Raw genomic sequence first — 14,665 nt, forward strand, 5'->3', positions numbered from 1 at the left:
CTAGTCTGTTTTATTTGACATGACTTTCTAGTTCTTTTTGGTATTTACTGTTTGATTCCAATTTTTCTTTTTGCCATTTTTCAAGAGCTGCTTGATATTCTTTAGCAGATACAATTTCTTTTTGCAATTTCATTCCCTTGAAGATATATGGATCACCCTTAATACCTACTTGTGAGTATGGTTTAGAGAATGGAACAACGTTGCTGACAACTGGTGAACCACCTGATGAAGCTGTTGGCATCAAGAGAGAACTATCAGTGAGCCAAGCTTACGCTTTAGCATATTTTTCATATCTCTTGTCCAAATCGTTTGTTTCAGAAACTGCATCATCCAAGAGTTTCTTATATTCATCCAGACCAAGTTGAGCTACTACTTCCTTGTCTTTACCTTTCGTAATACCAAGGTGTTTCATAGCAGAACCAGTCTTAGGATCCATGATATTGAGATAACTTGCTGGGTCTTGGTAGCTTGGAGCCCATCCAGTACTGTTCAAGTCATAGTCTTTTTGTGCTGGAACACGCGCTTGCGATGTAATGCTTTCCTTTTCGTTATCGGTCATCTGAAGGACATCAATCACGACATTTTCAGAACCAAGAGTTGACTCGATTGATTGTTTGAAGGAATTGCTTTGTTGAACGGCGATTGTATCTGTCTGTTCAACTGGAACATCCAAATGAATTGGGAAGGTTACACCTTTTGCTTCCAATTCTTTCTTAGCTTTCTCGAATGAAGCCTTAGCTTTGTCAGGATTGTAGATAGTATCTTTTCCGTCTACAAGCTCAACGCCTTTCCATTGGTCTCCATAGTTGACCAATTCTGCTTGAGCGATATCACCAAAGTTTTTACCGCCAGATTGTACAAAGTTATCTGGAACTAGACTGTTACGAATAATCTTGTCCGCACCATCTTCACCATTGAGCTGTGCAGCATAAGAATGACGGTTGAAGGCAAAGTTAATTGCTTGACGGAAGTCCTTGTTCAACATCGCTTCTTTTGTAGAAGTTTTCTGTTCTTCACTTGTTTTCGCAGTCTTATTGTAAGATTGACGGTTTACGTTAAAGGTAAAGTAATAACTAGTTGAATCCTGTGGACTGTATGTGATTTTATCTCCGTATTGTTCCAATGTAGAAGCAAAGTTTGAGCTACTTGGGAAGATACGAGCTGTTGTATAAACACCTGAAGAGAAGCTACGGATTAATGATTCTTGGTCTGAACCATCATAGTAGGTCAATTTTACTTTCTCGATTTTAACCTTCTCTTTATCCCAATAATTTGGGTTCTTTTCGTATTCGATTAAAGATTTTGAAGTCAATGTCTTCAGGATATACGGACCGTTATAAAGAATTCCAGATGGACTTACTGCTCCGTAGTTCTTACCTGAAGCTTTGAGGAATTCCTCGTTTACCGGCAACATGGTTGCTGAAGTCACTTTCGAATTCCAGAAACTTTCAGGTGCATTAAGAGTATACTGGACTGTGTAGTCATCCAATGCCTTAACCCCAACTGTAGAGAAGTCATTAGTCTCACCAGTCATATATTCATTCAAGCCCTTAATGGAGTTTTGAATAAGAGTGACACCGTCTGATTTACCATCTGCTACGTGTTTTAGTCCAGTAACAAAGTCATGCGCTGTCACTTCAGCGTATTCTTCACCTTCTGACGTGTACCATTTAACTCCTTTACGAAGTTTATAAGTATAGGTCAAACCGTCTTGTGAGACAGTCCAATCCTCTGCTAGTGAAGGAACCAAATTTCCATATTCATCGTTTTCCAACAAACCATCAACGACGTTACCAATAATATCCGTTGTTGAAGTACGAGTTGCAATACTGTAGTCCAAAGATGATGGGTCTACTCCATAGACATAAGAGAAGGTTGTAGGTGCATCTGCTTCTTTATCAGCTTTACCACAAGCCACAAGAAGAACTGCTGTACTCAGGACAACTCCTGCTGTTAACATCCACTTTTTCGTTTTCATAAAGATCTCCTTTAATAATTTTTAATCTACTTTTACAATCCAACCTTCTGGTGCTTCAATGTCACCAAATTGGATACCTGTCAATTCATTGTATAGTTTACGAGTCACTGGACCAACCTCTGTTTCACTGTAGAAAACATGGAAATCATCACCATGTTGGATTCCCCCAATAGGTGAGATTACTGCTGCTGTTCCACAGGCACCTGCTTCTACAAATCGATCCAGACTATCAATTGGTACATCTCCCTCAACAGGCTTCAAGCCTAAACGATGCTCTGCCAAGTAAAGCAATGAATACTTGGTAATAGATGGTAAGATTGATGGACTCAATGGGGTTACAAACTCATTATCAGCTGTAATTCCAAAGAAGTTCGCTGAACCGACTTCTTCAATCTTGGTGTGGGTTGAGGGGTCAAGATAAATAACGTCTGAGAAATGACGGGATTTAGCCATTTTTCCTGGCAAAAGACTAGCTGCATAGTTACCACCGACCTTGGCAGCTCCTGTCCCATTTGGTGCAGCACGGTCATACTCATCTTGAATCAAGAAGTTTGTTGGAACCAATCCACCCTTAAAGTAATTTCCAACTGGCATAGCAAAGATGGTAAAAATATACTCCTCAGCTGGTTTTACCCCAATGATATCTCCAACACCAATCAAGAGCGGACGAAGGTAAAGGGTTCCACCAGTTCCATAAGGGGGTACGTATTCTTCATTAGCACGAACTACTGACTTACAAGCCTCTACAAACATTTCTGTTGAAACTTGGGGCATCAATAGACGATCACAGGTACGTTGGAGTCGTTTAGCATTTTCATCTGGACGGAAGAGTTGAATACTGGCATCTTTTGTACGATAGGCTTTCAATCCTTCAAATGCTTGCTGTCCATAGTGAAGGCTTGGAGAAGACTCTGAAATATGCAAGGTTGCATCTTCTGTTAATTCTCCTTGAGTCCATTGTCCATTTTTAAAATAAGCGATATAACGATAAGGTAGTTTCATATAGGAAAAACCGAGATTTTCCCAATCAATCGTAACGGTCATGACAATCTCCTTTATTCTAATCAAGCTTTGTGTTCTATTCTACACTATTCTCCTAAAAATTCAAGTATTATTTGTAATTTTCTGAAAATTTTATTTATAAAAAATCAGTCACTAGGACTGATTTTCTTATTAATTATCTTTTTCTTCTTTAAAGACTTCTTTGAGATAGGCATCGAAAACTTCCTCGTCTGAAATAGTATCTGAGATAAAGCTTCCATTACTTGTGCGCTCTGATAGATTCAAATCTTGCAGAATTGCTTCGTAAATTGTTCCATTATTTGATTGGATAACAAGAGTTTGTTCTCCGTCTTCCACTTCGGTGCTAAAAAGATCTCCGATAAATCCTTGTTCTGAGACAGAACCGGCCAAGAAGACGCGATGTGGTTTACTCTTCAATTCTCTCAGAACTTGAAGACCACGCTTAGCACGACTGGTTGCTGGAATTTCCTCTGTTGATACACGTTTCAAGCTTCCACGTTGCGTTAACAGATAGAAGGATGAAGTATTGCAGATAAAGGCAGCTTGAAGCTCATCATCTGCTTTCAGATTCATAGCTTTGACACCTGCAGCCTTGGCTCCAACAACTGGAACCTCTTCGATATTAAAGCGAAGGGCATATCCATTTTTACTAATCAACAAAACATCATCAAGTTTGATTGGTGCAACAGCTACAATCTGGTCAGTCTCGTCTTTCAACTTAGCATATTTGACAGACTTAGAACGATAGGTTCTCCATGGAGAGAATTCTTTACGTTCGACACGCTTGATTTGTCCAAGGCGAGTCGCTGCAAAGTAGGTCGTCGCATCATCAAACTGATCCACAACTTCTACGTATAGCACTTCTTCATTGGTTTCAAAGTTTGTAATCGTTTGGCTCAAGTGTTCCCCAATATCCTTCCAACGAATATCTGCTAATTCATGGACAGGACGGTAGATAACATTTCCTAATGTCGTAAAGATTAAGAGATGTTGAGTTGTCTTAACAGATTGGATAAATAGCAATCGGTCATCATCCCGTTTACCAATTTCCTCTAACGTTGAAGCTGAGAAAGAACGAGGGCTAGTACGCTTGATATAGCCAGCCTTCGTCACGCTGACATAGGTATCTTCCTCTGCGATAAGGCTAGCTGTATCAATTTCGATCACTTTCGCTGTATCTTCTAAAGAACTCAAACGAGGTGTCGCAAACTGTCTCTTGACCTCACGAAGTTCTTTTTTCATGAGATTGTACATAGTCCGTTCGTCACCAATGATAGCCGCCAGCATAGCAATTTTTTCGCGAAGTTCTGCTTCTTCTTCCTGCAAGACAACTACGTCTGTATTGGTCAAACGATATAGTTGCAAGGTAACAATAGCTTCAGCCTGCTCTTCAGTAAAATCATAACTGACCTTGAGGTTTTCCTTGGCATCAGCCTTGTTCTCAGAAGCACGGATTAGAGCAATGACTTCATCTAAAATAGAGATGACACGAATCAAACCTTCCACGATATGGAGACGTTTTTCAGCCTTTTCCTTGTCAAAGCGAGAACGTGCCAAGATGACCTCACGACGGTGGGCAATATAGCTAGATAAGATAGGCACAATTCCAACCTGACGAGGGGTGAAATTGTCAATCGCAACCATGTTGAAGTTGTAGTTGATTTGCAAGTCAGTATACTTAAAAAGATAGTTGAGAACAAGCTCTGTGTTCGCATCTTTCTTGAGTTCGATAGCAATACGAAGACCGTCACGGTCGGACTCATCACGAACCTCAGCGATACCTGCTACCTTGTTATTGACACGAACTTCATCAATTTTCTTGACTAAGTTAGCCTTATTAATCTCATAAGGAATCTCAGTGATAACGATTTGTTCCTTACCATCTTTTAACTTCTCAATTTCAGTCTTGGAACGAACAACCACGCGCCCCTTACCAGTTTCATAGGCCTTTTTGATTTCGTCTCGTCCTTGAATAATGGCTCCTGTAGGGAAGTCTGGTCCAGGCAGAAATTCCATCAACTTATCAACCTTGGCAGTCGGATGATCAATCATGTAGACTGTCGCATCAATAACTTCGGCCAAATTATGCGGTGGAATATCTGTGGCATAACCAGCTGAAATACCTGTTGAACCATTGACTAAGAGGTTTGGAAAAGCTGCTGGTAAGACAGTTGGCTCTTTCTCCGTATCGTCAAAGTTCCAAGCAAAAGGAACTGTCTTTTTATCGATATCCTGAAGGAGGTAGCCTGCAATCTCAGACAAACGAGCCTCAGTATAACGCATAGCCGCAGGTGGATCTCCGTCCATTGAACCGTTGTTTCCGTGCATTTCAACTAGAATCTCACGGTTTTTCCAGTCCTGAGACATACGAACCATGGCATCATAGATAGAAGAGTCCCCATGTGGGTGGAAATTCCCCATAATATTACCGACAGACTTGGCCGACTTACGGTAGCTCTTATCAAAAGTATTGCCATCCTTATTCATCGAATAAAGAATACGGCGTTGAACCGGCTTCAATCCATCCCTAATGTCTGGCAAAGCCCGGTCTTGAATGATGTACTTGGAGTAGCGACCAAAGCGCTCTCCCATGATGTCCTCCAGGGACATATTTTGGATATTACTCATATAGGATACAAAGCCCGTAAAATACAAAGTGAAAATAGGAAATTCTTACAGTGAGCGATGCTCACAAGAGAATTTATCTTTTTCACACAGCATTTAGGGCGTGTTCAACTCCTTTCAAAAAATGTAGAGTAGGTTTTTATACAGTGAAGGATACTTTACGGAAATTAGTCCCGTGTTCAGTTACCTCTAGTAGCCAAACTATCCTTTCTGTAGTTTTAATTTTTTATATCAGGTTAAAACATTTTAGTTTACTTAAATTTAGCTAGTTGATGCTTGTTTGATTTTTCTTTGGACAAAAAATAAATAGATGGCAGGGAGAAATGAAATAACAGCTGTCCCAATAAGAAATGCATTAAATACATTTTGATGCCCTTGAAAAACTTCATTCCAATACATAGTATTAACAAGATGGAAGACTAAACCAATTAAATAACAGAAGCTAATAACTATTACCTTCCACCTTAATAGAGAATTGACAGAAGATAATCGAAAAGCATGATAAATTACTGCTATAATGAGCATTGGAAAACAAAAAGATATTAGAAAGAAATAAAATCTTAAAACATCATCGTAAATCTCGGTTCGATCGATTGATATAAGCCAAATATTACACATTGTTAAAATTATCGGGAAAAATAGCCCATACATCCGTTTATTCAACTTATTTCTTTTAAGAGCTAGAAAAATAGAAAACACTGCTACCAAAATCTGTATTCCTGGGAATCCCAGAAAAAATATTGTAAAAATAAAATTTAACATACTATTCCAATTTCTCCTTAGCATACTCAATCATCTTCTCAGCCACTTCTTTTTTATACTTAAAGCCCATCTTTTGAGCAAGATATTGAGCTTCTTGGTGGAAAAGTTGCATGGTAGCAAATAAAGACTGAGTTATTTTCTCTAAACTTGAGAAATCAAGAAGAGCAGAGAATTCCTTCTCCTTCTCAATTGGCAAGTAGTTGAAGAGATACTTGTAATTTTTACCAATGTCGACAGCACCTCTATCACTTGCTACCTGCCAAGCTAAGATTTTCAAGAGTTCTTGCTGACAAATACCGTAGAGATGGTCGGTCGAGTAGATGAGCTGATTACGATAAATCCCTTTAACCACGTAGGCTGATACCCACCAAAATTCATTGCAGACTTTTTCAAAATCCGTCTCACTAGCTGGATGTATCCAAAAACGCTCTGGACTTGGAGAGTAAGTCTCAAAAATACCCTTCTTATCTTCTAAAACTGTGAAGCCTGCCTCACTATCCACCCATTCTTGTATGTGTTCTTGTGGGCAGAGAGTCAAATCAATGCGATTCCCATCTTCAAAGAGCATGAGGTAAAGATGGCGATGTCCAAGAGCAACTTCTTGCTCAATGACGCGTTTACCGAACTGGTCCAACCAAGAAAGGTCACTCGTTAGATTGTCTATGTCATCTACGACATAGACTACGTCGTAATCCTGAAACTCATCTTTTGGAGCTTTTGTATCCGTTCGTGAACCAGATAATGCCACAGCATCAACTTGTAAAGTTTGTCCAGTCTGTGAAATCAACCTCAGCATTTGCTCTTGACTTCTATATTTTCTGCACCTATCTTTAATCAAGTTATTTTTCATAACTATCTAGCTCCTCTTGTTTTTGAAGGATTCGTATTCTTTTCTTCTCAAGTTCCCCTACGATTAATTGGCTAGTTGAGCAAATCCCCAAAACGATTAAAATAAAATAAAACAAATTCATATCGTTTCTATGATATATTTTAAAGCTTCTCCATAATACAAAAGTATTTACTAATGAAAGAAGGAAAAGTAAAGTAGCATTGAATAGGAGTATTATAGCAAACTTACTCTTAAAATACCTATAATGTTTTCCAATCCTATAGAGAGTATATAGTGAAAAAACAATCATCAAAGGGGTGAAAGCAAGTGCATAAAATAAGATAAACCCTATTCCTGAGTATGGTTTACTCTCCATTGGTAGATCTAATAGACAGATACAAATAGTGAGGATGTTCAATATAAATAAAGATACTGTGCGAGCACACTCTTTTCTACCTTTATTGGTCATCAAATCATATATAATTCCAAAAATGGCTAGGAGAACAAGGAAAAAAGGCAACATTAATAACGTAATCAATACCGCACCTCCAATAGTTTTAGCGATTGTTTACATACAAAAGATAATCGTCACCTTTACTTGAACTTTACAACTTCCCTGTCTAGTAAAGGTTATACCCTTCGTAATAATATGAAGCATCCACACCCCTAAAGAAACAGGTCTGAGTGATATTTTCCGTTAGATTATTCAAGAAGAGATACTTGTGTTCTTACCAGTGTCAACTTTTAAGGTTTAACTATTCCAAAAATCAGTTCAAACATTTCCTGGTCAGTTCTCATCTATTTTACCCTCATCTGAAACATGGTTAGTAAAAGGAGCATCTTCTTTCTTTTGTTGTTGTAGTTTTCGAACTCTTTTTCTTTCAAGCTCTCCGACTATAAATTGAATGATAGAACTAATTCCAAAAAATGGTAGCAGCAACATAATTCCCATTTCTTCCGTCAGCATTAAAAATAGGAAATTAATAACTGAAAATATTTCTAAAAACCAGGCATTTAGCCTAAGAAGTTTTGAGTAACTACTAGGATAATGTTTGAGATGTTTATTGCTCTTATAAATAGCTGTGAATCCAAAAGCTAAGCTAGCTGGTGTGAAAATAAAAATGTCAAAAGTATAGAATAGCAAACCTGCATAAGGATTGGATCTAAAAGGATTATCAAATAAAAAGACACAGGCGGTTACTATAGCTAATAGTAAGAATTCAAGAAAGCGAATTTTCTCAGGTTTTCCTTGTTTAGCTGTTATAAACATAACTGCACCTATAGCTAAAACTATCGCAAGAAAAGGAGTATGATACAATAAACTTATCATGATGTATACCTCTTTTAGAGAGCTAAGATTTTGAAGGAGGAAGATTTACTTAAAACACAGTCGCTTCTTCCAATGTAAACTTGACATTATCTTCAATCCACTTACGACGTGGTTCGACCTTATCACCCATTAAGACATTGACACGACGTTCTGCGCGTGCTAAGTCTTCAATCGTAACACGAATGAGAGTTCGAGTTTCTGGATTCATGGTTGTCTCCCAAAGTTGGTCCGCGTTCATCTCACCAAGACCTTTATATCGTTGGAGTGTTGCGCCTTTGCCAAACTGCTTACGAAGCTCTTCTAGCTCACCATCCGTCCAAGCGTAGGCTACTTCTTCTTTCTTGCCCTTACCTTTGGACATCTTGTAAAGAGGCGGAAGGGCGATATAGACATGGCCTGCCTCGACTAGTGGACGCATGTAGCGATAAAAGAAGGTTAAGAGAAGGGTTTGAATGTGGGCACCATCGGTGTCCGCATCGGTCATGATAATGATTTTGTCATAGTTAGCATCTTCAAGAGAGAAGTCTGCCCCCACACCAGCACCGATGGTATAAATCATGGTATTGATTTCTTCATTTTTGAGGATATCTGCCATCTTGGCCTTGGCTGTATTGATGACCTTACCACGAAGAGACAAAATAGCCTGAAACTTACGGTCACGACCTTGTTTGGCAGATCCACCGGCAGAATCACCCTCGACTAGGTAGAGTTCATTCTTAGCTGGATTTTTAGACTGGGCTGGCGTTAATTTACCAGAAAGCAATCCCTTGTCTTTTTTGTTTTTCTTGCCATTGCGGCTCTCATCACGCGCTTTACGTGCTGCTTCACGGGCATCACGGGCCTTGATGGCTTTACGAATCAGATTCGAAGCCAATTCCCCATTTTCCATAAGGAAGAAGGTCAGTTTTTCAGCAACAATACTATCAACGATTGGACGAGCTAGTGGACTTCCTAGTTTGTCCTTAGTCTGTCCTTCAAATTGCAAATGTTCTTCCGGAACCAAGATAGAAAGAACAGCTGATAAACCTTCACGGTAATCTGACCCTTCCAGATTTTTATCTTTTTCCTTGAGAAGCCCCGTCTTACGTGCATAGTCATTCATGACCTTAGTGATAGCAGACTTGAGTCCAGTCTCATGCGTTCCACCATCCTTGGTACGAACGTTATTGACAAAGGACAAGATGTTATCTGAAAAGCCATCATTATACTGGAGGGCTACTTCTACTTGGAAACCATTGTCTTCCCCTTCAAAGTAAAGGACTGGCGTCAAGGTTTCCTTGTCTTCGTTAAGATAAGAAACAAAGTCCTGTACCCCATTCTCATAATGGAACTCGATTGCTTCATCTGTTCGCTTGTCCGTTAATGACAAGGTTACATTCTTCAATAGAAAGGCTGACTCATTGAGACGCTCTGAAATAGTATTGTACTTAAAGTCTGTCGTAGAAAAGATACTGGCATCTGGCATGAAGGTCACTTTGGTACCTGTCTTAGACTTAGGTGCAGTCCCAACCTTTTCTAGAGTTGTAACTGGCTTGCCTCCATTTTCAAAACGCTGTCTATAAACTGCTCCATCACGAGTAATTTCTACCTCTAACCAACTAGAGAGGGCATTGACGACAGAAGATCCAACCCCGTGGAGACCTCCTGATGTCTTATAACCACCCTGACCGAATTTTCCTCCGGCGTGAAGGATGGTAAAGATAACCTCAACCGTTGGAATTCCCATAGCGTGCATTCCAGTCGGCATTCCACGTCCGTGGTCTTGAACCGTTAAACTTCCGTCTTTATTGATTGTCACATCGATCCGATCACCAAATCCAGACAAGGCCTCATCGACAGCATTATCGACGATTTCCCAGACAAGGTGGTGGAGACCAGCACCGTCAGTCGATCCGATATACATCCCTGGACGTTTACGGACCGCATCCAACCCTTCTAGCACCTGAATGGCGTCATCATTATAATTGTTAATATTGATTTCCTTTTTTGACACAAGGAACCTCCTATTTGTTCATCTTTACTATTTTACAGGTTTTCTAGCGATTTTGCAAAGTTTTTCTAGTTAAAAAGCCTATTCCCAAGTCTTTTTAGCAAAAACATCACCTAGTTATACCAAAAAAAGAAACCAAGATAAAAATCTTAGTTTTCTTTTCCTTTAATTTGGCTTGTAGCCACATCTTCACCAAACCATTTCTGGCTGATTTCTTGGAATTTCCCTTCTTGATAGAGTTCCTTAAAAGCTTTATTAAAATTTTCTAGCAAGGTCTTATCAGCCGGTCTCACTCCAACTGCAAAGGATTCACTCTCAAAACCAGCTGGGAAAATCTCATACTGGTCTAATATCCCTTCAGTTTTAAGATAATAGTTGGCATACACTCGGTCAATTAAAAGGGCATCAATCCGATCATTTTGCAGGTCAATCAAGGCTTCATTAAAACTTTGATACTGGTTAGCCTTTTGATCTTTTACGATATTTTTCAAGAGTTCAGGCTGAGCTTCAAAGTCTAGATAGCCAGAAGAACCTGCCTGAGCACCCAAAATCTTACCTGTCATATCAGACACTGTTTGGATATTTTGTGATTTCTTAGAGACAAGAACCTGCTGATTTTCCATGTAAGGGATGCTAAAAGCAACCTTCTCACGGCGTTCATCTGTTGCGGAATATCCATTCCAGATAGCATCAATGGTGCCGTTTTGAAGTTCTGTTTCCTTCATATCCCAATCAATGGGTTGAAACTGTACCTTGAAACCAAGTTTCTCAGAAACAGCCTGTGCTAAATCAATGTCAAATCCAGCATATTGCCCATTCTTTTCTTCAAAGCCCATGGGAACAAAGGTATTGTCAAACCCGATAGTAATTGTACCCTGTTCTTGGTATTTATCCCAATTATCGACTTTGGGATCACTAGCTTTTTGTGTGCATCCTACCAGGAAAAAAGCCAGAAAGAATACAAAAACAAGGCTGATTTTCTTTCGATTCATAGACACCTCCTACTTAGGCTCTACTTTGAGAATCTGGTCAGCAATATTCTCTGCAAACTGGAGATCGTGAGTCACGACAATCTGAGTCATACCTAATTCTCGATTTTGTAGAATCAGTTTTTCAACCTCGAGACGCAACTCAGGGTCAAGGGCTGAAGTTGGTTCGTCATACCCAATCACTTCAGGATCTATCATCATAGCGCGTTCTAAGGCAACCCGTTGCTTTTGACCACCAGATAATGAGAATGGATAAGCATCCGCATGAGCTTCGAGACCCAGACGAGCGAGTAAGTCGGTTGCCTTCTTCTTGGCATCTGCTTCAGACATTCCCATAGTTTTGATAGGTGATAAAATCAAGTTCTCCATAACGGATAAGTGAGGAAAAAGCTGAAAATCTTGAAACACAAAACCTAACAAGTGACGCTTTTCAAGTTCATCCAAAGGTAGGGATTCTCCATTATAAAAAATCTCACCTGAATCAATGGTTTCAAGTCCAGCTAACATTCTAAGTAAGGTTGTCTTCCCACCACCAGAAGGTCCAACAATAGCCAAAATCTGCTTTTCAGGAATTGTTAAATTGAAATTGGATAATATTTCTTTTTTTCCAAATTTTTTGCTGATATTTCTTAACTCTAACATGGATATCCTCCTATCTATAGTAGCTAAACTTTTTCTCAAGTTTCTTAGCTATAATCGTAACAATACCAATCATAAGAAGATAGATAGCTCCTGCTAGAAACATTGGAATCAAGCTCGCATCACGATTGGCTGCAGTACGACTAGCTAGGATTAAATCTGAAATACCGAGTGCATAAACCAAAGAAGTATCCTTAACCAAACTCATAACCTCGTTGAATACACTTGGTAAAACAATCTTGGTTACTTGTGGCAAGATAATATAGCGGACGGTATCAAAAGGTTTAAATTTCAAGACCTTAGCTGCTTCATATTGTCCTTGAGGAATCGTTGCAATCCCTCCACGGAATATTTCTGCAAAATAGGCTGCATAATTAAGCGTGAAGGCAATAATCGCTGCTGGCACCCGATCAAGTCGAATTCCGATACTTGGGAGGACATAATAAATAAAAATCAACTGCAAGAGTAACGGTGTACCACGCATCACCCAGATATAAACATCAATCATGTAATGGAGGGGTTTCCAATGCACCTGTAGGCAAAAGGCAACCAAAACACCTAAAGGAATTGAAAAGAGTAAGACCAGTGCAAATACTTGTAAAGTCATTGTCGCACCGCTCAATAAACTAGGTAATATCTCAAATAAGTAAGACATACTCCACCTCCTAAAAATAATTGTTCCTATTATAGCATAAATAAACACAAAAACAAGTCTTTCAGAAACTTTCATGAATTTTTAAAACTTTAGCCTTTATTTTTGAATAAAAATGGTACTCATGATAAACTTATCAACTTTGATAAAGTATCAGATGTCACAGCTAGTAAACAGATTCAGTTTCGTTTCTCTCCTAATTCATGGTATAATAGAAACATGATGACAATAGTATTATTAATTTTAGCTTATTTATTGGGTTCAATTCCTTCAGGTTTGTGGATTGGACAAATATTCTTTAACATCAATCTAAGAGAACATGGATCTGGTAATACTGGAACGACCAATACCTTCCGAATCTTAGGTAAAAAAGCTGGAATGGCAACCTTTGTAATTGATTTCTTTAAAGGTACTTTGGCCACTTTACTTCCACTAATCTTCCATGTGCAAGGTATTTCACCAATCGTCTTTGGACTTTTAGCAGTCATTGGCCACACCTTCCCTGTCTTTGCCAAATTTAAGGGTGGTAAGGCTGTTGCAACCAGTGCTGGAGTTATTTTTGGTTTTGCTCCTCTCTTTTGTCTTTACCTTGCAGTTATTTTCTTTGGAATCCTTTATCTAGGAAGTATGATTTCCCTCTCTAGTATTTCAGCTGCTATTGCTGCAATTATTGGCGTCCTTCTGTTTCCTCTCTTTGGATTTATTTTAACTAGTTATGACCTACTTTTCACTGTGATTATTATCGGTCTTGCTAGTCTGGTGATTGTTCGACACAAGGACAATATCAAACGTATCCAAAGTAAAACAGAAAATCTCATTCCTTGGGGACTTAACCTAACGCACCAAGAACCAAAAAAATAAAACGTCAGTTTCAACTGACGTTTTTTTATGTTATTTAGACTTGATATAGTTGATACCATCTGCCTTCGGCGCAACAGCTTTACCAAAGAAGGCTGCTAGGACGATAATGGTCAAGAGATATGGTGCGATTTGCAAGTAAACGGCTGGTACTCCTTGCAAGAATGGAAGCTGAGAACCAATAACTGCCAAACTTTGTGATAGCCCAAAGAAAAGACTTGAAAGCATAGCACCAACAGGATTCCATTTACCAAAGATCATGGCTGCAAGAGCGATAAATCCAGGTCCTACGATAGTTGTAACTGAGAAGTTGACGGAGATTGACTGAGCGTAAATAGCTCCTCCGATTCCTCCAAGGAAGCCTGAAATCACAACTCCAAGATATCTCATCTTGTAGACATTGATACCCAAAGTATCTGCTGCTTGTGGGTGTTCACCAACTGAACGAAGGCGAAGTCCAAAGCGAGTCTTAAAGAGGATAAACCAAGCTAGGAATGAGAAAGCAATTGCTAGGTAACCTAGTAGACTAGTTGACTTGAAGAAGATATCTCCGATAACAGGGATATTAGCTAATACCGGAAAGTCAAAACGACCAAAAGTTTGTGTTAAGTTATCCGTTTGTCCCTTATTATAAAGCACCTTCACCAAGAAAACTGCCAAGGCTGGCGCCATCAAGTTAAGCACAGTACCACTGACAACATGGTCTGCACGGAAATGAACTGTAGCTACTGCGTGAACGAGCGAGAAGATAGCTCCGACTAATCCACCAACTAGAAGAGCTAACCAAGGAGTTAATGCTCCCAAATCTTGAGCAAATTCAAGGTTAAAAACAACTCCAGAAAAGGCACCCATGACCATGATTCCTTCAAGACCAACGTTAACAACTCCACCACGTTCTGAGAAAACTCCTCCGATACTTGTGAAAATAAGTGGTGCTGCATAAATCAACATCGAAGAAACCATAAGGGTTAACATTGTTGTAATCGACAT

At 39.2% G+C, this 14,665-nt stretch carries 11 protein-coding genes and 1 pseudogene; 1 reads left to right on the forward strand and 11 read right to left on the reverse strand.

Features of this window, described 5'->3' with window-relative positions; translation table 11 throughout:
• Window positions 1-10: 10 nt before the first annotated feature.
• From NML75_RS04250 to NML75_RS04295, 10 genes and pseudogenes are all read right to left on the reverse strand, one after another.
• A pseudogene (locus NML75_RS04250) lies at window positions 11-1,978 on the reverse strand (peptide ABC transporter substrate-binding protein).
• Between the two features lie 21 nt (window positions 1,979-1,999).
• The gene (locus NML75_RS04255; RefSeq protein WP_004253216.1) at window positions 2,000-3,022 is read right to left on the reverse strand and encodes a branched-chain amino acid aminotransferase; all 1,023 of its coding nucleotides are present in this window, start codon (window positions 3,020-3,022) and stop codon (window positions 2,000-2,002) included.
• Window positions 3,023-3,151: 129 nt separating this feature from the next.
• The gene (gene parC / locus NML75_RS04260; protein ID WP_254804131.1) at window positions 3,152-5,629 is read right to left on the reverse strand and encodes a DNA topoisomerase IV subunit A; all 2,478 of its coding nucleotides are present in this window, start codon (window positions 5,627-5,629) and stop codon (window positions 3,152-3,154) included.
• A gap of 760 nt (window positions 5,630-6,389) precedes the next feature.
• Window positions 6,390-7,238 carry an aminoglycoside 6-adenylyltransferase gene (locus NML75_RS04265; RefSeq protein WP_004253210.1) on the reverse strand — a complete coding sequence of 283 codons (849 nt, stop codon included), beginning with the start codon at window positions 7,236-7,238 and terminating at the stop codon, window positions 6,390-6,392.
• On the reverse strand, window positions 7,228-7,740 hold the full coding sequence (locus tag NML75_RS04270; protein WP_004253207.1) for a hypothetical protein: 513 nt from the start codon (window positions 7,738-7,740) through the stop codon (window positions 7,228-7,230). Before NML75_RS04270 ends, NML75_RS04265 begins: the two co-directional genes overlap by 11 nt.
• 264 nt (window positions 7,741-8,004) lie before the next feature.
• The gene (locus tag NML75_RS04275) at window positions 8,005-8,547 is read right to left on the reverse strand and encodes a hypothetical protein (protein ID WP_025170571.1); all 543 of its coding nucleotides are present in this window, start codon (window positions 8,545-8,547) and stop codon (window positions 8,005-8,007) included.
• 49 nt (window positions 8,548-8,596) lie between these two features.
• Complete coding sequence (gene parE, locus NML75_RS04280; RefSeq protein ID WP_254804132.1) at window positions 8,597-10,540, reverse strand: DNA topoisomerase IV subunit B; 1,944 nt, start codon at window positions 10,538-10,540, stop codon at window positions 8,597-8,599.
• 146 nt (window positions 10,541-10,686) lie between these two features.
• Window positions 10,687-11,529, reverse strand: coding sequence for an amino acid ABC transporter substrate-binding protein (locus tag NML75_RS04285; protein WP_225750206.1), 843 nt, complete (start codon window positions 11,527-11,529; stop codon window positions 10,687-10,689).
• Window positions 11,530-11,538: 9 nt separating this feature from the next.
• Window positions 11,539-12,168 (reverse strand): amino acid ABC transporter ATP-binding protein, encoded by a 630-nt coding sequence (locus NML75_RS04290; RefSeq protein ID WP_254804133.1) that lies wholly within the window; start codon window positions 12,166-12,168, stop codon window positions 11,539-11,541.
• A gap of 10 nt (window positions 12,169-12,178) precedes the next feature.
• The gene (locus NML75_RS04295) at window positions 12,179-12,820 is read right to left on the reverse strand and encodes an amino acid ABC transporter permease (protein WP_254804134.1); all 642 of its coding nucleotides are present in this window, start codon (window positions 12,818-12,820) and stop codon (window positions 12,179-12,181) included.
• Between the two features lie 216 nt (window positions 12,821-13,036).
• Here NML75_RS04295 and plsY point away from each other — a divergent pair, with 216 nt between their 5' ends.
• Window positions 13,037-13,678, forward strand: a complete 642-nt coding sequence (gene plsY, locus NML75_RS04300) for a glycerol-3-phosphate 1-O-acyltransferase PlsY (RefSeq protein WP_254804135.1) — start codon at window positions 13,037-13,039, stop codon at window positions 13,676-13,678.
• A 30-nt stretch (window positions 13,679-13,708) separates the two neighbouring features.
• On the opposite strand, the gene NML75_RS04305 is transcribed toward plsY, so the two are convergent.
• On the reverse strand, window positions 13,709-14,665 hold the full coding sequence (locus tag NML75_RS04305; RefSeq protein ID WP_070677166.1) for an ABC transporter permease: 957 nt from the start codon (window positions 14,663-14,665) through the stop codon (window positions 13,709-13,711).

Source organism: Streptococcus sp. CF4-3, assembly GCF_024295385.1.
GTDB classification, from domain to species: Bacteria; Bacillota; Bacilli; order Lactobacillales; family Streptococcaceae; genus Streptococcus; species Streptococcus infantis_I.